General features: G+C 67.8%; 17 protein-coding genes. 8 read left to right on the forward strand and 9 right to left on the reverse strand.

Going from position 1 to position 19,187, the window contains the following annotated elements; translation table 11 throughout:
• Positions 1-275: 275 nt before the first annotated feature.
• The 4 genes from IU452_RS10355 to IU452_RS10370 form a co-directional block, all read right to left on the reverse strand.
• Entirely contained in the window at positions 276-2,450 is a 2,175-nt protein-coding gene (locus IU452_RS10355; protein ID WP_228817107.1) for a transglycosylase domain-containing protein, read from the reverse strand.
• A 290-nt stretch (positions 2,451-2,740) separates the two neighbouring features.
• On the reverse strand, positions 2,741-3,628 hold the full coding sequence (locus IU452_RS10360; protein ID WP_195108730.1) for a carbohydrate ABC transporter permease: 888 nt from the start codon (positions 3,626-3,628) through the stop codon (positions 2,741-2,743).
• Positions 3,628-4,659 carry a carbohydrate ABC transporter permease gene (locus tag IU452_RS10365; protein WP_195108731.1) on the reverse strand — a complete coding sequence of 344 codons (1,032 nt, stop codon included), beginning with the start codon at positions 4,657-4,659 and terminating at the stop codon, positions 3,628-3,630. Before IU452_RS10365 ends, IU452_RS10360 begins: the two co-directional genes overlap by 1 nt.
• Positions 4,660-4,704: 45 nt before the next feature.
• Entirely contained in the window at positions 4,705-6,006 is a 1,302-nt protein-coding gene (locus IU452_RS10370) for an ABC transporter substrate-binding protein (RefSeq protein WP_195108732.1), read from the reverse strand.
• 126 nt (positions 6,007-6,132) lie between these two features.
• On the opposite strand from IU452_RS10370, the gene IU452_RS10375 reads away from it, so the two are divergent.
• The 3 genes from IU452_RS10375 to IU452_RS10385 all read left to right on the forward strand — a co-directional run bounded on the left by IU452_RS10375 (position 6,133) and on the right by IU452_RS10385 (position 8,574).
• Positions 6,133-6,960, forward strand: a complete 828-nt coding sequence (locus IU452_RS10375; protein ID WP_195109001.1) for a DUF2786 domain-containing protein — start codon at positions 6,133-6,135, stop codon at positions 6,958-6,960.
• 85 nt (positions 6,961-7,045) lie between these two features.
• Positions 7,046-7,558: a TIGR04338 family metallohydrolase gene (locus IU452_RS10380; RefSeq protein WP_195108733.1), complete on the forward strand. Its 513-nt coding sequence runs from the start codon at positions 7,046-7,048 to the stop codon at positions 7,556-7,558.
• Between the two features lie 143 nt (positions 7,559-7,701).
• Complete coding sequence (locus IU452_RS10385; protein WP_195108734.1) at positions 7,702-8,574, forward strand: SDR family NAD(P)-dependent oxidoreductase; 873 nt, start codon at positions 7,702-7,704, stop codon at positions 8,572-8,574.
• A 25-nt stretch (positions 8,575-8,599) separates the two neighbouring features.
• Here the strand turns inward: IU452_RS10385 and IU452_RS10390 are convergent, their stop codons facing one another.
• Both IU452_RS10390 and IU452_RS10395 read right to left on the reverse strand, forming a co-directional pair.
• Complete coding sequence (locus IU452_RS10390) at positions 8,600-9,574, reverse strand: o-succinylbenzoate synthase (protein ID WP_195108735.1); 975 nt, start codon at positions 9,572-9,574, stop codon at positions 8,600-8,602.
• A gap of 109 nt (positions 9,575-9,683) precedes the next feature.
• Entirely contained in the window at positions 9,684-10,853 is a 1,170-nt protein-coding gene (locus IU452_RS10395; RefSeq protein WP_195108736.1) for a thiolase family protein, read from the reverse strand.
• A gap of 110 nt (positions 10,854-10,963) precedes the next feature.
• Between IU452_RS10395 and IU452_RS10400 the strand changes: the two genes are divergently transcribed.
• Positions 10,964-11,455, forward strand: coding sequence for a winged helix-turn-helix transcriptional regulator (locus IU452_RS10400; protein ID WP_228817110.1), 492 nt, complete (start codon positions 10,964-10,966; stop codon positions 11,453-11,455).
• Between the two features lie 232 nt (positions 11,456-11,687).
• Here the strand turns inward: IU452_RS10400 and IU452_RS10405 are convergent, their stop codons facing one another.
• A complete protein-coding gene (locus IU452_RS10405; protein WP_195108738.1) occupies positions 11,688-12,770 on the reverse strand; it encodes an ABC transporter ATP-binding protein in 1,083 nt (360 codons plus the stop codon).
• Positions 12,771-12,966: 196 nt separating this feature from the next.
• Between IU452_RS10405 and IU452_RS10410 the strand changes: the two genes are divergently transcribed.
• The 4 genes from IU452_RS10410 to IU452_RS10425 all read left to right on the forward strand — a co-directional run bounded on the left by IU452_RS10410 (position 12,967) and on the right by IU452_RS10425 (position 16,742).
• Entirely contained in the window at positions 12,967-13,743 is a 777-nt protein-coding gene (locus tag IU452_RS10410; RefSeq protein ID WP_195108739.1) for an LLM class F420-dependent oxidoreductase, read from the forward strand.
• A gap of 54 nt (positions 13,744-13,797) precedes the next feature.
• Complete coding sequence (locus tag IU452_RS10415) at positions 13,798-15,612, forward strand: ABC transporter substrate-binding protein/permease (RefSeq protein ID WP_195108740.1); 1,815 nt, start codon at positions 13,798-13,800, stop codon at positions 15,610-15,612.
• Positions 15,609-16,355: an amino acid ABC transporter ATP-binding protein gene (locus IU452_RS10420; RefSeq protein ID WP_195108741.1), complete on the forward strand. Its 747-nt coding sequence runs from the start codon at positions 15,609-15,611 to the stop codon at positions 16,353-16,355. Before IU452_RS10415 ends, IU452_RS10420 begins: the two co-directional genes overlap by 4 nt.
• A gap of 90 nt (positions 16,356-16,445) precedes the next feature.
• The gene (locus IU452_RS10425) at positions 16,446-16,742 is read left to right on the forward strand and encodes a hypothetical protein (RefSeq protein WP_195108742.1); all 297 of its coding nucleotides are present in this window, start codon (positions 16,446-16,448) and stop codon (positions 16,740-16,742) included.
• Between the two features lie 140 nt (positions 16,743-16,882).
• Here the strand turns inward: IU452_RS10425 and IU452_RS10430 are convergent, their stop codons facing one another.
• A complete protein-coding gene (locus IU452_RS10430; protein ID WP_195108743.1) occupies positions 16,883-17,614 on the reverse strand; it encodes a glycoside hydrolase family 25 protein in 732 nt (243 codons plus the stop codon).
• 100 nt (positions 17,615-17,714) lie between these two features.
• Positions 17,715-19,052: a glucosylglycerate hydrolase gene (gene ggh, locus IU452_RS10435; RefSeq protein ID WP_195108744.1), complete on the reverse strand. Its 1,338-nt coding sequence runs from the start codon at positions 19,050-19,052 to the stop codon at positions 17,715-17,717.
• Positions 19,053-19,187: the final 135 nt, after the last annotated feature.

Consider the following 19,187-nt stretch of genomic DNA (forward strand, 5'->3'; position numbering starts at 1 on the left):
ACCGCACCCTGCGGTGGTCCATCTCTGCGAACATCCTCCCGCATCCTGCCACTGTCGTCGCCCATCGGCCCGCTCGAATATGTCCGGTTCGCGGGTCGAGCCCTGCCACCTCTTCGTACCGAATCGTGCCCGCGCCGCTCGCCTCGTGGGCAGCGTTCGTGCGGGCCCGGTGCACCGAGTTCGCACCGCGCTCCACCCTATCGGCGTGTCCTGAGCAACGGTCGTGGAACGCGGATTCGGTTCGTCACAACAACGCCGCCGTCACTTCCGCGACGTCACCCGGGTACCGGGATGCTCAGGCCCGGGAAGATCTCCACCTGCTTCGGTGGGGGCGGCGGCGGGATCACCAGGGGCGGCTGCGGTGAGGGCGGCGGGCCGGCCGGGGGCGCGAGTACGTCGAACGGTCCCTGGGCCGGGCCCGCCGGAGCGGGCTCGAGGCCGAACGGTCCCACGCCCACCGGGTTGCCGGTCTGTTCGGGCACCGGGAACTGCTCGACGGGCGCCCCGGCCAGGGCGCCGTCCATGGTCTGCTTCCAGATATCGGCGGGCAGGCCCGCGCCGTAGATGGGCGCACCGCGGGCGGTGCGGATCGGCTGGGACTGTTCGGTGCCGATCCACACCGCGGTCGACAGCGACGGCGTGAAACCGATCATCCAGGCATCCTTGTTGGCGCCGGTGTTGCCCAGCTGGGTGGTGCCGGTCTTGGCCGCGGACGGCCGACCCGCCAGCGCGTGCCCGTTGGAATAGGCGGCGATGGGCAGCATCGCCTGGATGGTGGTCTCGGCGATCCGGCGCGGAATGCGCTGCTGCTCGCGCGGCTGCTGGTCGGGCGCACCGCGATCCAGTAATACGCGGCCGTTCCCGGTGACGACCCGCTGCACGAAGTACGGCTCGTGGTAGACGCCGGACGCCGCGATCGTCGCGTAGGCCGAGGCCATATCGATCGGACGCACCGAATAGACGCCCAGCACGATCGACGGCTGCGGCGGGGCGCCGCCGTCCTCGGTCAGCGTTCGCCCCGGCACGCCGGGAATCTGTTCCGGAATCCCGGCCTCATGGGCGGCATTCGCGATGGACTGCGGGCCCACGCCCTGGGCGAGTCGATAGAAGCTGGTGTTCAGCGAGCGTTTGAACGCCTCGGCCAGCGAACAGGTGCCGCAGGATTCGCCCTCCACATTGGTGACCTTCACGCCGTTGACCGTGACCGGCGAGCTGTCGAGGGGATAGGACATGGTGATGCCCTGCTGCAGTGCCGCGAGCACCGCGAACGTCTTGAATGCCGAACCGGTCTGCAGCGGGGCCTGCGCGAAGTCGTAGCCCACGCCGTCCTCGCCGCCGTAGTAGGCGCGCACCGCACCCGACCTCGGATCGATCGAGACCACCGCACTGCGCAATTCGGGCGGCTGGCCGGACAGCCTGCCGTGCACCGCGTCCAGCGCGGCCTGCTGCGCACGGGGGTCGATGGTGGTGACGATCTGCAGCGCCCCGGTGTTGATCTCCTCCTCGCTGATCCCCGAGGCGCGCAGTTCGCGCAGCACCTGGGTGCGGATGAGACCGGACGGACTGCGCGCCTCGCCGTCTGCCAGCGCGGTGATCGGCACGATGGCCGGGAACTGGACCGTTGCGCGCTCCGCGGCCGGGAGCGTTCCCATCGTCACCATGCCGTCGAGCACGTAGTTCCAGCGGGACTTCAGCTGTGCCAGATGGTTTTCCGGGTCCAGGATCGACGGCGTGCGCACGACGGCGGCCAGCACGGCGCTCTCGGCCAGGGTCAGCTGCGGCACCGGCTTGTCGAAGTACGCCCTGGCGGCGGCCGCGATCCCGTAGGCGCCGCGGCCGTAGTAGATCGTGTTCAGGTAGGCGGCGAGGATGTCGTCCTTACTCCACTGCCGCGCCATCTTCGCGGAGATGATCAGCTCGCGCATCTTCCGCGACAGCGTGCGTTCGGAGCTGAGGAAGGCGTTCTTGACGTACTGCTGGGTGATGGTGGAACCACCGCCCGCGTCGTCACGCCCCATGATGTTGTCGCGGGCCGCCCGCACGAATGCCTCGGCGGAGAAGCCGGGATTGCGATAGAAGTCGCGGTCCTCGGCCGAGAGCATGGCGTCGCGCATCCACTGCGGCACGTCCGACAGCGGTACCGGTGTCCGATTTCCTTCCGGCGGAACCACTCTCGCCAGCACCGTGGTGCCGTCGGAGGCGGTGACGGTGGCGATCTGATTGGTCTGCACGGCCGTCGGGTCGGGAATGTCGGCGCTCCAGTAGGCCAGCACCATGAGCAGCGAGGGTATGGCCACGAAGATCAGGAACAGCGCGAGCAGCAACCGGCGGACGCGCTGGCCGCGGGTGCGCGGCGGGCGCTGGTGGTCCGCGTCCGGAGCCTCCGGCTTCGGACGCCGCCTCGGCCTGCCCTTCTTGGCGCGTTCGCGGCGGGCAGCGACCCCCGGCAACTCGTTCCACCCGGCAACCGACGGATACGGCGCACTCTCTCGGTCACCACGCCGCCGCCTTTTGCGGATCGAGCCCACTGTGCCGCCTCCCCGCGCTTCAGGCCATACGAGTAAGTGCCTCTACTGTCACGTACAGGTCCTGCGTTGGGTGCCGCTCGACTTCTGGGCGTACCCGACGAGTTACCCATGTTCTCGCGAAATCACGTGCTCGGTGCGTAACCGCTCTGGGCAAGCCTAACCCTCCTGGTCCCGGCGGTTTCACTCGTCGTACCCGGCGCAGCCGGGAGTCCCTAGCTCTTGACGCCGCCCGCGGTCAGACCGGAGATGATTCGCCGCTGGAACAGCAGGACCATGATCACCAGCGGGACCGTGACGATGGTTCCTGCCGCCATGATGGCGGCGTACGGCGGGACCAGCGGGTCGTTGCCGGAGAAGCGGGCGATGGCGACGGTCACCGGTTCGGTCGCGTCGGCGGACAGCAGCCGGGCCAGCAGGTATTCGTTCACTGCGGCGATGAACGCCAGGATGGCGGTGGTGAAGACCGCCGGGGCGGCCAGCGGCAGCATCACCAGGCGGAACGCCTGGAACCGGGTCGCGCCGTCGATGCGGGCGGCCTCCTCGAGCTCCCAGGGCAGTTCGGAGAAGAACGAGGCCAGGATGTAGACGGTCATCGGCAGCGCGAACGAGATGTTCGGGATGATCATCGCCTGGTACTTCCCGATCCAGCCGATATTGGTGAACAGCTGGAACAGCGGGGTCACCAGCACCACCACCGGGAACATGGAGGCGCTCAGGATCAGCCCGGCCACCAGGCGCTTGCCGCGGAAGGAGATCCGGGCCAGCGCGTAGGCGGCCATCGTCCCGATCACCAGGGCGATGACCGTGGTGGCCGCGCCGATGACGATGCTGTTGGTCAGCGCCCGGCCGAAGTCGTTGCCGCGGCTGGTGTCGAAGGCGTTGCGGAAGTTCGTCAGCGTGACGTGGGTCGGCCACGGGGTGTTGTCGAAGGTGTAGGCCGGATCGCGGAATGCCGTCACCGCCATCCAGTAGAACGGCCCCAGCCCCCACACCAGGACGATCAGTGCGCCGAGGTAGACCCGCGCCGAACCCAGCCGCTTGGTCCACGGCACCGCGGCGACCGCGGCGCCGTTGTTCTCCGAGATCGTCGTCGTGGCCATCAGTGCGCCTTCCGCTGTTCTTCCTGGGTCGCGACCGCATTGGCGCCCAACACCTTCACCAGCACGAAGGCGACCGCGAAGATCATCAGGAAGGTGATCACCGACAGCGCCGAGGCACTGTTGGCGCCCTGGCGCACCTGGTCGACCACGAGGATGGAAATGGTCCGGGTCGACGGATTGCCCTGCGTCATGATCGCGGGCAGATCGTAGAGCCGCAGCGCGTCCATCGTCCGGAACAGGACCGCCACCAGCAGTGCGGGTTTCAGCAACGGCAGCGTGATATGCACGAACCGCTGCCACGCCGAGGCGCCGTCGACCCGGGCGGCCTCGTACACATCGCCCGGAATCACCTGCAGCCCGGCCAGAATCAACAGGGCCATGAACGGGGTGGTCTTCCACACGTCGGCCACGATCACCGCCACCCGCGACCAGGTCGGATCGGTCTGCCACAGGATGTGGGTGCCGAGCACCCGGTTGACCACGCCGTCGTACTGGAACATGAACTCCCACAACCGGGCCGTCACCGCGGTCGGGATGGCCCACGGGATCAGCACGGCGGCCCGCAGCAGCGCGCGGCCGCGGAAGGTCTTGCCCATCACCACGGCCATGCCCAGCCCGATGCTCGCCTCCAGCGCCACGGTCACCACCGTGAACAGCAGCGTGATGGCGATCGCGGCCCAGAACTGCGAGCCCAGATTGCCGGTCGGGCAGGACTCGATGCCGCCGCCGGGCAATTGGCACTGCTGCAGCAGCCAGTGCGTGTAGTTGCTGAAACCGGCGGCGCCGCCCTCCTCGAACATGCCGGTGGCCTCGTTGAGCCCCGAATCCTTCTGGAAGGACATCCATACCGCCCGCACCACCGGATAACCGATGACGACGGCCAACGCCAGCAGCACGGGGGCGACGAACAACCATGCGCGCCCGGCGCCCCGCAGCGGGTTCCGGAACCAGCCTCCGGCCCGCGGTGGTGGCGCGGATTCCGGGGCGGCCGAGGGCGGCGCGAGGTCGATCGCTCCCGAAGGATCCGACACGTTCTACTCTCCTACGGGCTCTCTCGACACCGACGATGCCGTCCGCTACGAGCCGGCGGCCTCGATGCCCTTCTTCATACCGGTGATCGCGTCGTCAACCGACTTCTGTTCGGTCAACGCAGCATAAGCGTTGTCCTGGATGGCCTTCGACACCGCGTTGTAGTACGGGGTCACCGGGCGCGGCACGGCGCTGGCGATGGAATCCTTCAGCGCGGGCAGGTAGGGGAACTTGGCGATCAGGGCCGGATCGTCGTACAGCGAGGAGCGCACGGGCGGGAAGGCGCCCTCGGCGACGATGCGCTGCGCATCCTCGCTGATCATGAAGCGCAGGAAGTCCAGCGCCGTCGCCTTGTGCTTGGAGTAGGCGCTGATGGCGGCGTTGTAGCCACCGAGGGTGGAGGCGCCGATGCCGTCCTTACCGGGTAGCGGGGCGACGCCGGTATCGCCCTTGACCACCGACGAGTCGGCGTTGGCGACACCGTAGAAGTTGGGCCAGGTGCGCAGGAACAGCAGTTTGCCCTGGGCGAAGGCGTTCTGGCTCTCGGGTTCCTTGAAGGAGATGGCCTCCTTGGGGATGTTGCCGTTGCGGTAGGCGTCGACGAGCACCTGCAGGCCGGCGCGCGACTGCGGGCCATCGACCGTCGGGGTCTTGCCGTCCGGGCCCACGAAGGTGCCGCCGTAGGCGTTGATCACCTCGGCGGCGTTCACGGTCAAACCCTCGTAGGGCGCGAATTGCCCGGCGTAGCAACCGATGCCGTGTTCGGTGGCGATATGGCACTGACTGATCAGTTCCGACCAGGTCTTGGGCGGGTTGGGCACCAGATCCTTGCGGTAGTACAGCAGGCCGCCGTTGGTGTTGCGCGGCGCGGCGTAGAGGGTGCCCTTGTAGGTCGCGCTGGCCACGGTCGGCGAGAGCAGGGTTGAGGTGTCGATGGCGAAGTTGTCCTTCAGCGGCTGAATCCAGCCCTTGGCCGCGAATTCGGCCGTCCACGGCACGTCCAGCGCCATCACGTCGTAGTCGGACTGCTTGGCCCGCAGGTGCTGGGCCAGGTCGTCGTACTGCTGGGAGGCGTCGTTGGACTGTTCCTTGAAGGTGACCTTCTCGTCCGGGTGCGCGGCATTCCACCGGTCGATGAGATTCTTCACCGCACCGGTTTCGGTGGTGTCCTTGCCCTCCACGTAGGTGATGGGGCCGCGACCGCTCAGATTCTCTTGCGTCGGGTTGTCACCGCCGCCGCCCCCGCAGGCGCTCGTGAACGTCGCGGTCAGCAGCGCCACCGAGGCAGCGGCCAGCGCGGCTCGGGACACGAGGGACGAGCGTCGTGACGACACCTTGTTCAAAGCCATCGATACTCCAGGGTCGAAAACGAGCGTGAGCGGCAGCACACTCAGCCGGTTGCACAAGGCAAGATACATTGTTCCGGGCGGATTGTGTCGCTGGGTTCTCGTATCCTGGCCACGATGTCGACCCAGCTGACCCAGGACAAACTGCTCACCCGCATCGGCGGGCTGCTGCGCCAGGCCGAGTCGACCGACAACGAGCACGAGGCCGAGGCGTTTCTGGCTGCCGCACAACGGCTCGCGACTCGGTCGTCGATCGACCTGACGGTGGCTCGCGCCCACGTCGCGGGCCGGGAGCGTCGGCCGACGCCGGTGCAGAAGATCATTCCGATCGGGGAGCCCGGTAAGAAGGGGTTGCGCACCTACGTACAGCTGTTCGTGTCGATCGCGGCGGCCAACGATGTGCGCTGCGATGTGGCACGCTCGTCCACCCAGGTTTACGCCTACGGGTTCGACACCGACATCGCGACCTGCGAGGCGCTCTATGCCAGCCTGCTGGTGCAGATGGTGCGCGCCTCCGATCACTACATCAAATCCGGGACCTATCGATCGGCGACGATGGAGAAGATCGTGGTCGAGAGCCGGTGGGGCCGAAAAGTGCAGCGGCGCATACAGGCCCCGGTCGCGGCCGTGACGGCGCGGCTGAACTTCCAGATGGCGTTCGCGGCGCGGGTGGGTAAGCGGCTGGCCGAGGTGAAGGCGGACGTGGAGGCCGAGGTACGGGCTGAACCCACCACCGCCCCCGGTACTGCCCTGGCGCTGCGCAACAAGGAACTCGAGCTGCAGGATTTCTACAGCAGGACATCCGAGGCCCGGGGCACGTGGCGCGGACCGCAGGAATCGGCGAGCTATTCGGCCGCGGCCCGCCGCGCCGGAGACCGTGCCGGGCGGGCCGCGCGCCTGGGTACCTCGCCGGAACTCGGTTCTGCCCGAGGGCAATTGGGTTCCGGCCGCGAATGAAAACCTGGGGCCACCCGGCGTACCCCGGGTTCGTCGGCCGCGTGCTCGTGTGTCGGCGCGCCGGGGCCGCCCAGGGGGCTCGCCGGTGAGCGCGCGTGATGGCCAGCGCGCCAAGGTGTACGACGCCGAGGGGCTGGTGCGGCGGATGTTCGACCGGGCCGACGAATACGGGGTGCGGACCGTGGAACTGCACGGATCGCAGATCACGCTGCCCGTCGAGCGGCGGTTCGCGTCGGTGGAATCGGTGCAGGGCTATGCCGATCGGGTGCTGGCGTTGAACTGGGTTCGGGCACAATGGGATCGGGCCCGCGTGCCGGTGACGGTCCGGGCCCGTGCGGGCGCGACCGCCGCCCACTACGAATCCGAGCGCGCGGTCCTGGCCGTCCCCTTACACGCCCGCGGAACCGCCTGGGCCCTGCGCGAATTGGTGATCCTGCACGAACTCGCCCACCACCTCGAGCCCACCGGCGCCGATCTGGCCCCGCACGGGCCCGAATTCTGCACCCGCTACCTCGATCTCGTCGACGGCATTGTCGGCCCCGAGGCGGCCCTCGTCCTGCGCACCACCCTCCTCGGCTGCGGTGTCCGCCTGGGCTGATCCCCTCCGAGTCCCTTCGGAATGACGCACGAAGGGTGCGTTTGCCGAGAAAGGGTGCGGCTGAGCGAAATCGGGTGACGGGGGTGCGCCGGGCGTGAGAACGTCGGAGGTGTCGGTGCAGGGGAGGATCGGAAGGAGAGGCCATGAAACTGGAAGCCGGTCAGGTCGCGGTGGTCACCGGGGCTGCGAACGGAATCGGGCAGGCGGTGGCACAGACGCTGGGAGAGCGCGGCCTGCGCGTGGTCTTGGCCGACCTCGAGGGTGACCGGCTGACGCAGGTCGCGGGCGAAGTGCCCACCGAAACCCTGGCGGTGCCCGTGGATGTCGCCGATGCGCAGCAGGTGCAGAAGTTGGCCGAGTCCGCCCTGGAGCGGTTCGGGCAGGTCGACCTGGTGTTCAACAACGCGGGAATCAGCGCGGGCGGGCCGACCTGGCAGATCGGGTCGGCCGAATGGCAGCGGGTGCTGGCGGTCAATCTGGAGGGCGTCCTCAACGGCATCCGCGCATTCGTCCCGCAGATGATCGCCGCCGGTCGCGGTCACGTCGTCAACACTGCATCGGTCGCGGGGCTGACCATCGGCCCGTTCAATGTGCCGTACACGGCCAGTAAGCATGCGGTGGTCGCGCTCTCGGAATCCCTGCAGGCCGAATTGTCCATCCTGGCACCGGAAATCGGTGTCACCGTCGTCTGTCCGGGCCCGGTCGACACCCGGTTGTTGCGCAGTGCCACCGAGGGGGTTGCCGACCTCCTCGCGGGCGGTCCCGAGGCGTTTCGCGGCAATCCGGAGGCGGGCTGGCTCGCCGACCTCACTCCCGAGCAGTGGGACCGGATCAGCCCGATGTTCAAAGACATCACCGCCATCGGCGACCAGACCATATCCGCGAGAGAGGCCGCCGGCATCATCCTGGCAGCGGTCGAGGCCGACCGCCTCTACGTCACGACTCATCCGGAGTACGCCGCCGGCGTCCGCGAGCGCGCGGACCGCATAATCGCCGACATGCGCGCCTCCCGCTGATCGGGACGCCGACGTAGCTCCGTCCTCAGGGCAGCAGGCGGCGGACTCGGTCGAGGCGGGCCCGCCACCAGGCGGCTCGGTCGGGGTCGGGGTGGCTGAAACGGGCCAGCAGCTCGGGGTCGGGTCGCGGCGGGCCCTTCGGCACCGGGAGGTACCCGTCGACAGGGCGTAGCGAGTCGGCGACGATGTCGCCGTCGAAGAGGTTCAGCGTGCCCAGGCCGCAGGCGAAGTCGAGTTCCGGCAGTGCGGCGGCCAGGGCGAGCTGGGCGGACAGGCCGATGCTGGTCTCCAGGGCGGAGGAGACGACGCAGGGGAGACCGGCGGCCTCGGCGACCTGCAAGGCGCGGCGCACACCGCCGAGCGGTGTGCATTTCAGCACCGCGACGTCGGCGGCCTCGGCGACGGCCACCCGCAGGGGGTCCTCGGCGCGGCGGATGGATTCGTCTGCGGCGATGCGGACGTCCACGCGGCGGCGGACGGCGGCCAGCTCCTCGATCGTGCGGCAGGGTTGCTCGACATATTCCAAACCCCCTGCGGCACGGTCGATCTGCCCGATGTGGTCGACCGCGGTGTCGACATCCCAGACGGCGTTGGCATCCACGCGGATCGCGCCGCCCGGGCCCAGGGCCGCGCGGACCGCGGCCACCCGCTCCAGATCCTCGAGCAGCGAATCCGGGTGGTCGGCGATCTTCACCTTCGCCGTGCGGCAACCCGATCCGGCGACGATGGCGTGGGCGCGGTCCGGCCCGACCGCGGGCACCGTGCAGTTGACCGGAATGCGGTCGCGCGCACATTTCGGCCAGCCGACGGTGATCTGTTCGACGGCCGTCGCGAGCCAGCTCGCGGCCTCACGGTCGTCGTATTCGGGAAACGGGCAGAACTCGCCCCACCCGAGCGGCCCCTCGATCACCATGCCCTCGCGCACGGTGATCCCCCGGAACCGGGTGCGCAGCGGTATCGCGTAGACGAAGGCGGACGCGGGATCCAGCAGGTCGCTCACGTCGCCGAGCCTATCGACCGCGCCCGGGTCCGGATTGCCTACCACTCGCCATCCGGACCCGGCGGCAGTTGCTACCGTCGGGGCGGTGACGCCAGCCGCCCCTGGTGACTCACAGCCGCTCGTAGATGGTGGCGTTGGCCAAACCGCCCGCCTCGCACATGGTCTGCAGGCCGTAGCGGGCGCCGCGTTCCTGCATGGCGTGGACGAGGGTGGTGGCCAGCCGGGCCCCGGAGGCGCCGAGCGGATGGCCGAGGGCGATCGCGCCGCCGTTGACGTTGATCCGCGCCGGGTCGGCGCCGGTGTCGTGCTGCCAGGCCAGCACCACCGAGGCGAAGGCCTCGTTGATCTCGACCAGATCGATGTCGGCCAGCTGTAAACCGGCCCGCTGCAGGACCTTTCGGGTGGCGGGGATGACCGCGGTCAGCATCAGCAGCGGATCGTCGCCCGCGACGGCGAAGCTGTGCAGCCGGGCCAGCGGTTTCAGGCCGAGCTTCCGGGCCTTCTCGCTGGTCGTGATGAGGACCGCCGCGCTGCCGTCGTTGATCTGGCTGGCGTTGGCGGCGGTGACATTCCAGCCGATCTCCGGGAACCGTGCGGCGTATTCCTCGCTGTAGTACGCCGGACGCAGGCCCGCCAGGGTTTCCAGCGTGCTGCCCACCCGGATGCCTTCGTCGGCGGTCAGGCCGGCGAGGGGTGTCAGTTGCGAGTCGAACGAACCGTTCTTCGTTGCCGCCGCGGCCTTCTCGTGGCTGGCCAGGGAGAACTCGTCCATCGCGGTACGGCTGATGCCCCAGCGCGCGGCGATCAGCTCGGCGCTGATGCCCTGCGGCACGAGCTCGTCCGGGTAACGCTGCTTGAACGCCTCCCCTTCCAGGTCGGTGGCGCCGACCAGGTTGGAGCCCATCGGGATACGGCTCATGGATTCCAGCCCCGCGGCCACCACCACGTCGTAGGCCCCGGCGATCACGCCCTGCGCGGCGAAGTGAATGGCCTGCTGGCTGCTGCCGCACTGCCGGTCGACGGTGGTGGCGGGCACCGATTCCGGATATCCGGCGGCCAGTGCGGCGCGACGGGTCACGTTGGCGGCCTGCTCGCCGACCTGGGTGACCACACCGCCGATCACGTCGTCGATCAGCTCCGGATCGATGCCGCTGCGGTGTACCACTTCACGCAGGCTGTGGGCGAGCAGATCCACCGGATGCGCCTGGTGCAATGCGCCGGTCGGTTTGCCCTTCCCGATCGGGGTGCGCACGGCTTCGACGATCACTGCGTCTCTCATGGGATGTCCTTCCGAGACCCGCGACGATGCGGATACCTAACTAAATTCCCTATAGTCAGGCTAGATGCTGACAATAGTTGCCACAAGTCAGACGCGGTATGATGAGCGTCATGTCGGCTGTACTGGAAGGACCACTGCGTGATCTGAGCAAGTGGAAGCCGGACGAGTGTTCGATCGTCAAGGCGCTCGACATCGTCGGCACCCGGTCCGCGATGCTGATCCTGCGCGAGGCCATCTACGGCACCACGCGCTTCGACGGCTTCGCCGCCCGGGTGGGAATCACCGACGCCGCCGCGGCCGCGGCACTACGCAAACTCACCGAGGCCGGCCTGCTGCGCAAACGGCCCTACCAGGAGGAGGGCAAGCGCACCCGCCACGAATACGTGCTGACCGACATGGGCCACGACGTGATGCCGGTAATCATCGGCCTCTGGCAGTGGGGCGACAAATACCTCCAGAACGGCGTCCCCCCACTCGAACGCGTCGAAAACACCACCGGCGCCCCGATCCGCGTCGACATCCGCACCGACTCCGGCACCGAGGTCCCCCTCGAAAACATCCGCATCCGCCTCAACAAAAACTGGCGCAAACCCCGAGGCTGAACCAAGGCCCCAGCCAATGCACGCAGAACCATGAAGTGCGGGCACGCCGGGATCCAAGAGGTGCGGGTACGTCGCGCCTGTTGCTTGCGCGGCGCGCCTGGTTGCCTGCGTTGTTTGTGCAGCGCCCCGATTCCCGCACTTGCTTGTGCGGTACTGCTATCCCTGCGCTGCTTGCGCAGCAACGCTGATTCCCCGCACCGTCCGCGCAGCGGGCGGTGCGGGGGTCCTCACGTCAGTTGAGGCGTTCGCCCGTGGTCGGTTCGAAGAAATAGATGTGTTCCGCCGTTGCTGTCAGCGAGAGCTTTTCGCCCTTGGCGGGTGGTTTGCGCCAGTCGGCGCGGGCGACGATGGTTTGGTCTGCGGAACCGTTCTCGCCCACGCTGCGGCCGTAGATGTAGGCGTCGGAGCCGAGTTCCTCGACCACGTCGACCTCCATCGCGATACCCGAACCGGCCGCGGCGATCTCGAAATGTTCGGGCCGGATGCCCACCACGACGGAGCCGTCGGTGGCGTCGGCGACGGTGCGCGGTACCGGCAGCGCATGCCCGCCCAGGGTGACGGCGCCGTCGGACAGCGGCAGTGTGAACAGATTCATCGCCGGTGAACCCATGAACCCGGCCACGAACAGATTCGCCGGATTCCGGTACAGATCACGCGGCGACGCACACTGTTGCAGCAGACCGTCTTTCAACACCGCGACCCGGTCGCCCATGGTCATCGCCTCCACCTGGTCGTGGGTGACGTAGACCGTCGTGGTGCCGAGCCGCCGCTGCAGCTGGGCGATCTGGGTGCGGGTCTGGACCCGCAGCTTGGCATCGAGATTCGACAGCGGCTCGTCCATCAGGAACACCTGCGGCTGCCGCACGATCGCCCGCCCCATCGCCACGCGCTGGCGCTGACCGCCCGACAGCGCCTTCGGCTTGCGATCGAGATACTGCTCGAGATCCAACAGTTTGGCGGCCTCGCGGACCCGCTGCTCCTTCTCGGCCTTGGGCACCTTCGCCATCTTCAACGCGAAGCCCATGTTCTCGGCCACGGTCATATGCGGATAGAGCGCGTAGTTCTGGAACACCATCGCGATATCGCGCTGCTTGGGTTCGGCGTGGGTGACGTCGTTGTCGCCGATCAGGATGCGACCGGCATCGACGTCCTCGAGTCCGGCGAGCATCCGCAGCGAGGTGGATTTGCCGCAGCCGGACGGCCCGACGAGGACCAGGAATTCGCCGTCGGCGATCTCCAGATCCAACTGGTCGACAGCGGGTTTCGCGGCACCCGGGTACAACCGGGTCGCGCGGTCGAAGGTGACCGTGGCCATGATGAATTCATCCCTTCACCGGCAGGAACGTGCCGGACGATCCGAGTAGAGGGTGGTGCGGCAGGGCCGCTGCCGGAATCCTACTGGTCGTGTGCTCGAGATGGTGACGATGCGCACAATCCGGTCTCGGCGGCCGACCGGAGTAGCCTCGGCAACGGCGTGTCCCCCGCACCTGATCACAACGAGGAGTGCCCTAATGACTCGACCGGTTCGTGTCGGTGTCCAGATTCAGCCGCAGCAAGCTCCCCGCTACGACCTGATTCGCGACGCGGTGCGCCGCGCCGAGGATGCGGGTGTGGACATCGTCTTCAACTGGGATCACTTCTTTCCCCTCTACGGCGACCCCGACGGCGCCCATTTCGAATGCTGGACCATGCTCGCGGCCGTCGCCGAGCAGACCGAGCGCGTACAGCTGGGCGCGCTGGTCACCGGCGGCGGCTACCGCAATCCGGATCTGCTCGCCGATATGGCCCGCACGGTCGACCACATCTCCGGCGGCCGCCTGATCCTCGGCATCGGCGCGGGCTGGTTCGAGCGGGACTACGACGAATACGGCTACGAGTTCGGTACCCCGGGCACCCGCCTGGCCCTGCTGAAGGACTACCTGGCCCGTATCGACGGCCGCCTGAAGAAGCTCAACCCGCAGCCGCTGCACGATATCCCGATCCTCATCGGCGGCGGTGGCGAGAAGAAGACGCTGCGGCTGGTCGCCGAATATGCCGACATCTGGCACACGTTCGCGAAGGTGGATGTGCTGGATCATAAGTCGAAGGTCCTCGCCGACCATTGCGCGGCCGTCGGTAAGGATCCGGGCGAGATCGAGCGTTCGGTGGACTGGCCCGGTGCGGACAAGGCACCGGAACTGGTGGCGGCGGGTGCCACGCTGTTCACCGTGGGCACCGGCGGCCCCGACTACGACCTGACCGAGGTGGAAGAGGCCATCCGCTGGCGCGACGAATTCAACCGGGGATAGCTCGCCGGGGGTTGCACCGGGGCGTGGTCGGTTGACCGGTATCGCGTCCGGCTAATGTTTTCGGCTATGGCCCGTTTGCCCGTATCCCGATCCCGTGTGCTGTTCGCGGTGGTGTCGGCCGTCACCCTGCTGTTCGCGGCGGCATGTGGCTCGGACAGCAGCAACTCATCGGCAAGCCGAGACCTGTGCGCACCTCCGGGCGTCGCCTCGGCCTCGGCGGCGCCGACGAACCTGGCCTCGGGCGCCTCCGCAGGAGTGGACCGCTACACCACGGCGAACACGGTCCCGCTGGATCGGGTGGACGTCACCAAGCTCGGCCTGATCACCCCCGGCAAGCTGAGCGTCGGCACGCTGTCGGATGCCCCGCCGAGTATCTGTGTGAACTCCGGCGGCGCCTTCACCGGCTTCGACAACGAACTGCTGAAGGCGATCGGCGCCAAGCTGGGGCTGCAGGTGCAGTTCTCGGGCACCGAGTTCGCGGGCCTGCTGGCGCAGGTGGCCAACGGGCGTTTCGACGTCGGCTCGTCGAGTATCACCACCACCGACGCGCGGCGGCAGCTGGTCGGCTTCACCAACGGCTACGACTTCGGGTATTTCTCACTCGTCGTGTCGAACGGCAGTGCGGTGAAAGGCTTTTCGGATCTGAATCCCGGCGTGCGGATCGGTGTCGTGCAGGGCACGGTGCAGGACGAGTACGTGGTCAACACCCTGCACCTGGACCCGGTGAAGTTCCCCGACTACAACACCGCCTACGCGAATCTGAAGTCCGGGCAGATCGACGCGTGGGTGGCGCCGTCGGCGCAGGCCACCGGCGCGGTCAAACCCGGCGATTCGACCTCGATCGTCCAGAACACCTTCAGCCTGGACAATTTCACGGCCTGGGCGGTGCGCAAGGACAATCAGCCGCTGATCGACGCGCTCAATGCGGGACTGGATGCGGTGATCGCCGACGGCACCTACGCCAAGCTGTACTCCGATTGGGAGCCGCGGCCCTTCCCGCCGGGCTGGAAGCCGGGCTCCAAGGCGGTCGCGCAACCGGAGCTTCCGGACTTCGACAAGATCGCCGCCGACCATCGGCCGACGGGTGATACCGCGCAGGTGGCACCGAAATCCACACTGGCGCAATTGAAGGACACATTCTTCGATTGGTCGCTGTACCGCAAGGCATTTCCGGATCTGATCAAGACCGGGCTGCCGAATACCCTGATCCTGGCGGTGGTTTCGGGAGTGCTGGGAACCCTGCTGGGCATGCTGCTGGCGGTGGCCGGGATCTCACGGACCCGCTGGCTGCGCTGGCCCGCACGGGTGTACACCGATATCTTCCGCGGGCTGCCCGCCGTGGTGATCATCCTGCTGATCGGCCTCGGCATCGGCCCGGTGGTCAAGAACCTCACCGGCAACAACCCGTACTGGCTCGGCGCCGTCGCCCTGGCCCTGTTGGCCGCCGCGTACATCGGCGAGATCTTCCGCTCCGGGATCCAATCCGTGGAGGCCGGGCAGCTGGAGGCGGCGCGGGCCATCGGATTCGGCTACCGGCAGGCGATGACGCTGGTGGTGATTCCGCAGGGCGTGCGGCGAGTGCTGCCCGCGCTGATGAATCAGTTCATCGCGCTGATCAAGGATTCGTCGCTGATCTACTTCCTGGGTTTGCTTGCCACCCAACGGGAATTGTTCGCCGTCGGACGAGATCTCAACGCGCAGACCGGAAATCTGTCCCCGCTCGTCGCGGCCGGTCTGGTCTATCTGCTGCTGACGATTCCGCTGACCCATCTGGTGAACTACATCGACAGACGACTGCGCACGGGACGCCCCGAGGATCCCGTCGATCCGGTCGAGCAGGCCGTCATCACGGAAGGTCGAGGGGCATGAGCAAGGACACGAACCGCCGGAGCTCGTCGCTCACCGGGACCGGGCTGCATTTGACCCTGGGGCAGAACCAGGTGCTGCGCGGGGTGGACATCCATGTCGACGCGGGTAAGACCACCACGGTGATCGGGCCCTCGGGCTCGGGTAAGTCCACGCTGCTGCGGGTGCTGAACCGCTTGCACGAACCGGATGCCGGGGATGTCCTGATCGACGGTGTCTCGGTGCTCACCGAGAATCCGGATCGGCTGCGTCAGCGCATCGGCATGGTGTTCCAGCACTTCAATCTGTTCCCGCATATGACCGTGGCCGAGAACGTGGCGCTGGGACCGCGCAAGCTGCGCGGACTGTCCAAGGAGCAGGCCCGTGCGGTGGCGGTGGAACAGCTCGAGACGGTCGGCCTGGCCGGACGTGCCGACACGCGGCCCGCCAATCTGTCGGGTGGCCAGCAGCAGCGTGTCGCGATCGCCCGGGCGCTGGCGATGAAGCCGGAGCTGATGCTGTTCGACGAGGCCACCTCCGCGCTCGACCCGGAACTGGTCAAGGGTGTGCTGTCGCTGATGGCCGAGCTGGCCTCGGGCGGTATGACGATGATCGTGGTGACCCACGAAATGGGTTTCGCCCGTTCGGTCTCGGACAACGTGGTGTTCATGGATCACGGCCAGATCGTGGAATCCGGTTCGCCGGACCAAATCTTCGACGCCGCCGAGACCCCGCGGCTGCGGCAGTTCCTGTCCCAGGTGCTGTAGAGCAGGGCGCGAGTAACTCGCAAACGTATGGCTATTACTGTATGTGATCGGTACCACACTTATCCATCCACGTGGAAAGAGGGTAGTTCGATGACCACAGCGCATGCTCCACACACCGATCACGACCATGTGCACGGCGAGGGTTGTGGACACGTCTCGGTGCCGCACGGCGACCATGTCGACTACGTCCACGACGGCCATCTGCACCGCGCCCACGACGGCCACTTCGACGAATGCGAACCCGCCGGACACCGTGAACACACCGGCCACGACCACGTCCACGGCGAGGGCTGCGGACATGTCGCGATCCCGCACGGCGACCACGTGGACTACATCCACGACGGCTGCCGCCACGCGGCCCACAACGGCCATTACGACGAGCACTGATTCCGGCCAGAGCGCGCCGGAATCACCGGCGGTTCGCCCGTGGTCCCGGCGCGCCACCTTCCTAGTCCCGGCACTCCACCTTCCCAAGTCCCGGCACTCCACCTTCCTAGGTCCCGGCCCGCTCTTGGCCGGGACCGTCGCTACATATTCGCGAATCGGGCGAAATCGCCTTGGGCGCCGCTGTAGACGTTGAGGTCGGTGTTTCCGGCGATGCCCGGGATTCGGCCGGAATCGGTGGTCTGCCAGAAGGTCCAGGTGGGCCAGCCGCCCGGCACCTCCGGCTGGGCGTTACCGCGGTAGTCGGCGATCCACAGGGGGTAGCGGGTGAATTCGCGGGAGTCGGCCATCGCGGTCTGCCAGAACCGCGGGTAGGTGTAGATGATCGGCACCCGGCCGGTCAGGGCCTGCACTGTATTCAGGTAGCGGTGGGTCCAGTCGATCAGGGCGGCGGGCGGCAGTCCGCCCGAATTCTCGATATCGAGCACCGGCGGGAGATCCAGCGGACCGTTCTGTCCGAGCACCACGCTCGCATAGAACGCGGCCTGCGGTTCCGGCGGCAGCTGCGGGCGGGCGTAGTGGTAGGTGCCGCGGGCGACACCCGCGGCCCGCATCAACAGGCTGTCGGGCACGAAGTAGGGGTTGATGTAGTTCAGCCCCTCGGTCGCCTTGACCATGGCGAAGTGGTGCCCGGCCGCACGCACCTCGAACCAGTTGATGAACCGGCCGTCGATGTGCTGCCAGGACGAGACATCGGGCCCGGTCGGCTCCGCCACGGCGGTGCCGGTTGCCGTGAGTATGCCTGCGGCGACGAGTGCGGGCAGGGCGAGGACCGTGCGACGAACTTCAGGACGAACCACGTTGCGTCGGTACATGGTAATGAGGGTAAGCAGCCGAGGCCGGTGTGACTACGTTATGGCCGTGAATCCGCGGTGAATGGTTGCCCGAGATGTGCTTACCGACGCCGGATCTCGGCTAGCCCAGCCAGTCCAGCACCGAGGCCGCGGTCCACGACTGCTGCATACTGCCCAACGGCTCGCCGGTGAAGGGGTCGTAATACTCGGCGAAGCTGCCGTCACTGGCCTGGCGCAGCCCCTCCGCCCGCAGCATGAACGAGCGTTCGGCCCAGCCGCGGCGCGCGAAGACCCAGGAGAACAGCCAGCTCATCACCGGCCACACCGGGCCGCGCCAGTACTCGCGGGGCCGGAAGTCCTTCGACACCGGGGAGGTCGACGGCGGCAGTGCATAGCGCAGATCCGGATGACCGCAGAACCGTGGCCCCTCGAACAAGCGCAGCAGGGCGCGTTCGGTATCGCGGGGCAGTCCGCCGCACAGCAGCGGCGCGAACATCGCCAGCGTCTCGGTGTCGATCCACCGGCCCAGGCGGATGTCGAAATCCCGGGCGGCGCCGCTGCGGGGATCGGTGGTGGCGATGACCCCGGCGCGGAAGTAGTCCGCCCACTCGTACAGTTCGCGCACATCGGCGTGCGGCATCCGATAGTCCTCGCCGATATTCGCCAGGACCTCACAGGCCAGGGCGAAGACGGCGGTGACGAATACGTCCTCCACCGCGAAGCTCATGGTCGACGCGAGTTGGAAATCGTCGTATCCACATCGCCGCATCTGCTCGACCAACCACAGGTAGCGGTCGTATTCGCGGTCGCTGGGGCGCTGCGTCGGATCGATCAGGTGGATGTCGGCGCGCTGATACGGCGGCAGGTCCGGTCCGGGGGTGACGTTCTCGTAGGCGCGATCCCAGCGCGGCGAGTTGTCCATCCCCGATTCCCAGCCGTGGAACAGGGTGATGCGGCCGTTCTGTTTGGGGTCGCGGGCGTGGGCGAGCCAGCGGTGCCAGCGCATCAGGTTCACCCAGCGACGGTCGAGGAATTCCTCGGCGGCCGCCCGGGTGCTGCGGCCGTGCCGGCGCGAGTGATCGAGAATCCGCTGCACCGCGATCGCGTGGACGGGCGGTTGGGTGATGCCGGAGGTGTCCGGGCCGTCCGGGGCGTTGGCGGCCAGCCGACGGCATTCCCAGCGGGCCGGGCCCGGGAAGTAGCCGTCCTTACCGCCCGCGAACACGATGTGCGGGATCATCCCGTTCTTCCACTGCGCCGACAGCAGCGTGTCCAGTTCGACGACGGCCCGCTCCACGCTCAGGGGGGCCAGGCCCACCGCGACGAAGGCCGCATCCCAGCTCCACATGTGGGGGTACAGCCGGGGCGCGGCACTGGTCATCGTCCCCAGGTCGTTGCCGCGCAGCAGATAGGCCGCACGCGCCGCCAGCTGTGTCGGCGTGAAGCCCGGTCCGTTCATCCCCCTATTCTGCGATGCCACCCGCAGGTACGTGCGCTGTGCGGGTTCCCCACCCGCTGGCCGGCATGCGACCGGCTGTCGATCGACAGTGCTCACCCTGTCCGCCTCGGTTCGTGGATCGGATTGCCGAGATTG

The organism is Nocardia transvalensis (assembly GCF_015477765.1).
Lineage (GTDB): Bacteria > Actinomycetota > Actinomycetes > Mycobacteriales > Mycobacteriaceae > Nocardia > Nocardia transvalensis_A.

What these genes read in the sequence shown, in the direction of transcription:
- IU452_RS10360 (WP_195108730.1), bottom strand. Translation starts at nt 3,628, where the DNA reads ATGGCCACGACGACGATCTCGGAGAACAACGGCGCCGCGGTCGCCGCG.
- IU452_RS10370 (WP_195108732.1), bottom strand. Translation starts at nt 6,006, where the DNA reads ATGGCTTTGAACAAGGTGTCGTCACGACGCTCGTCCCTCGTGTCCCGA.
- IU452_RS10385 (WP_195108734.1), top strand. Translation starts at nt 7,702, where the DNA reads ATGAAACTGGAAGCCGGTCAGGTCGCGGTGGTCACCGGGGCTGCGAAC.
- IU452_RS10395 (WP_195108736.1), bottom strand. Translation starts at nt 10,853, where the DNA reads ATGAGAGACGCAGTGATCGTCGAAGCCGTGCGCACCCCGATCGGGAAG.
- IU452_RS10400 (WP_228817110.1), top strand. Translation starts at nt 10,964, where the DNA reads ATGTCGGCTGTACTGGAAGGACCACTGCGTGATCTGAGCAAGTGGAAG.
- IU452_RS10405 (WP_195108738.1), bottom strand. Translation starts at nt 12,770, where the DNA reads ATGGCCACGGTCACCTTCGACCGCGCGACCCGGTTGTACCCGGGTGCC.
- IU452_RS10410 (WP_195108739.1), top strand. Translation starts at nt 12,967, where the DNA reads ATGACTCGACCGGTTCGTGTCGGTGTCCAGATTCAGCCGCAGCAAGCT.
- IU452_RS10415 (WP_195108740.1), top strand. Translation starts at nt 13,798, where the DNA reads ATGTTTTCGGCTATGGCCCGTTTGCCCGTATCCCGATCCCGTGTGCTG.
- IU452_RS10420 (WP_195108741.1), top strand. Translation starts at nt 15,609, where the DNA reads ATGAGCAAGGACACGAACCGCCGGAGCTCGTCGCTCACCGGGACCGGG.
- IU452_RS10425 (WP_195108742.1), top strand. Translation starts at nt 16,446, where the DNA reads ATGACCACAGCGCATGCTCCACACACCGATCACGACCATGTGCACGGC.
- IU452_RS10430 (WP_195108743.1), bottom strand. Translation starts at nt 17,614, where the DNA reads ATGTACCGACGCAACGTGGTTCGTCCTGAAGTTCGTCGCACGGTCCTC.
- ggh (WP_195108744.1), bottom strand. Translation starts at nt 19,052, where the DNA reads ATGAACGGACCGGGCTTCACGCCGACACAGCTGGCGGCGCGTGCGGCC.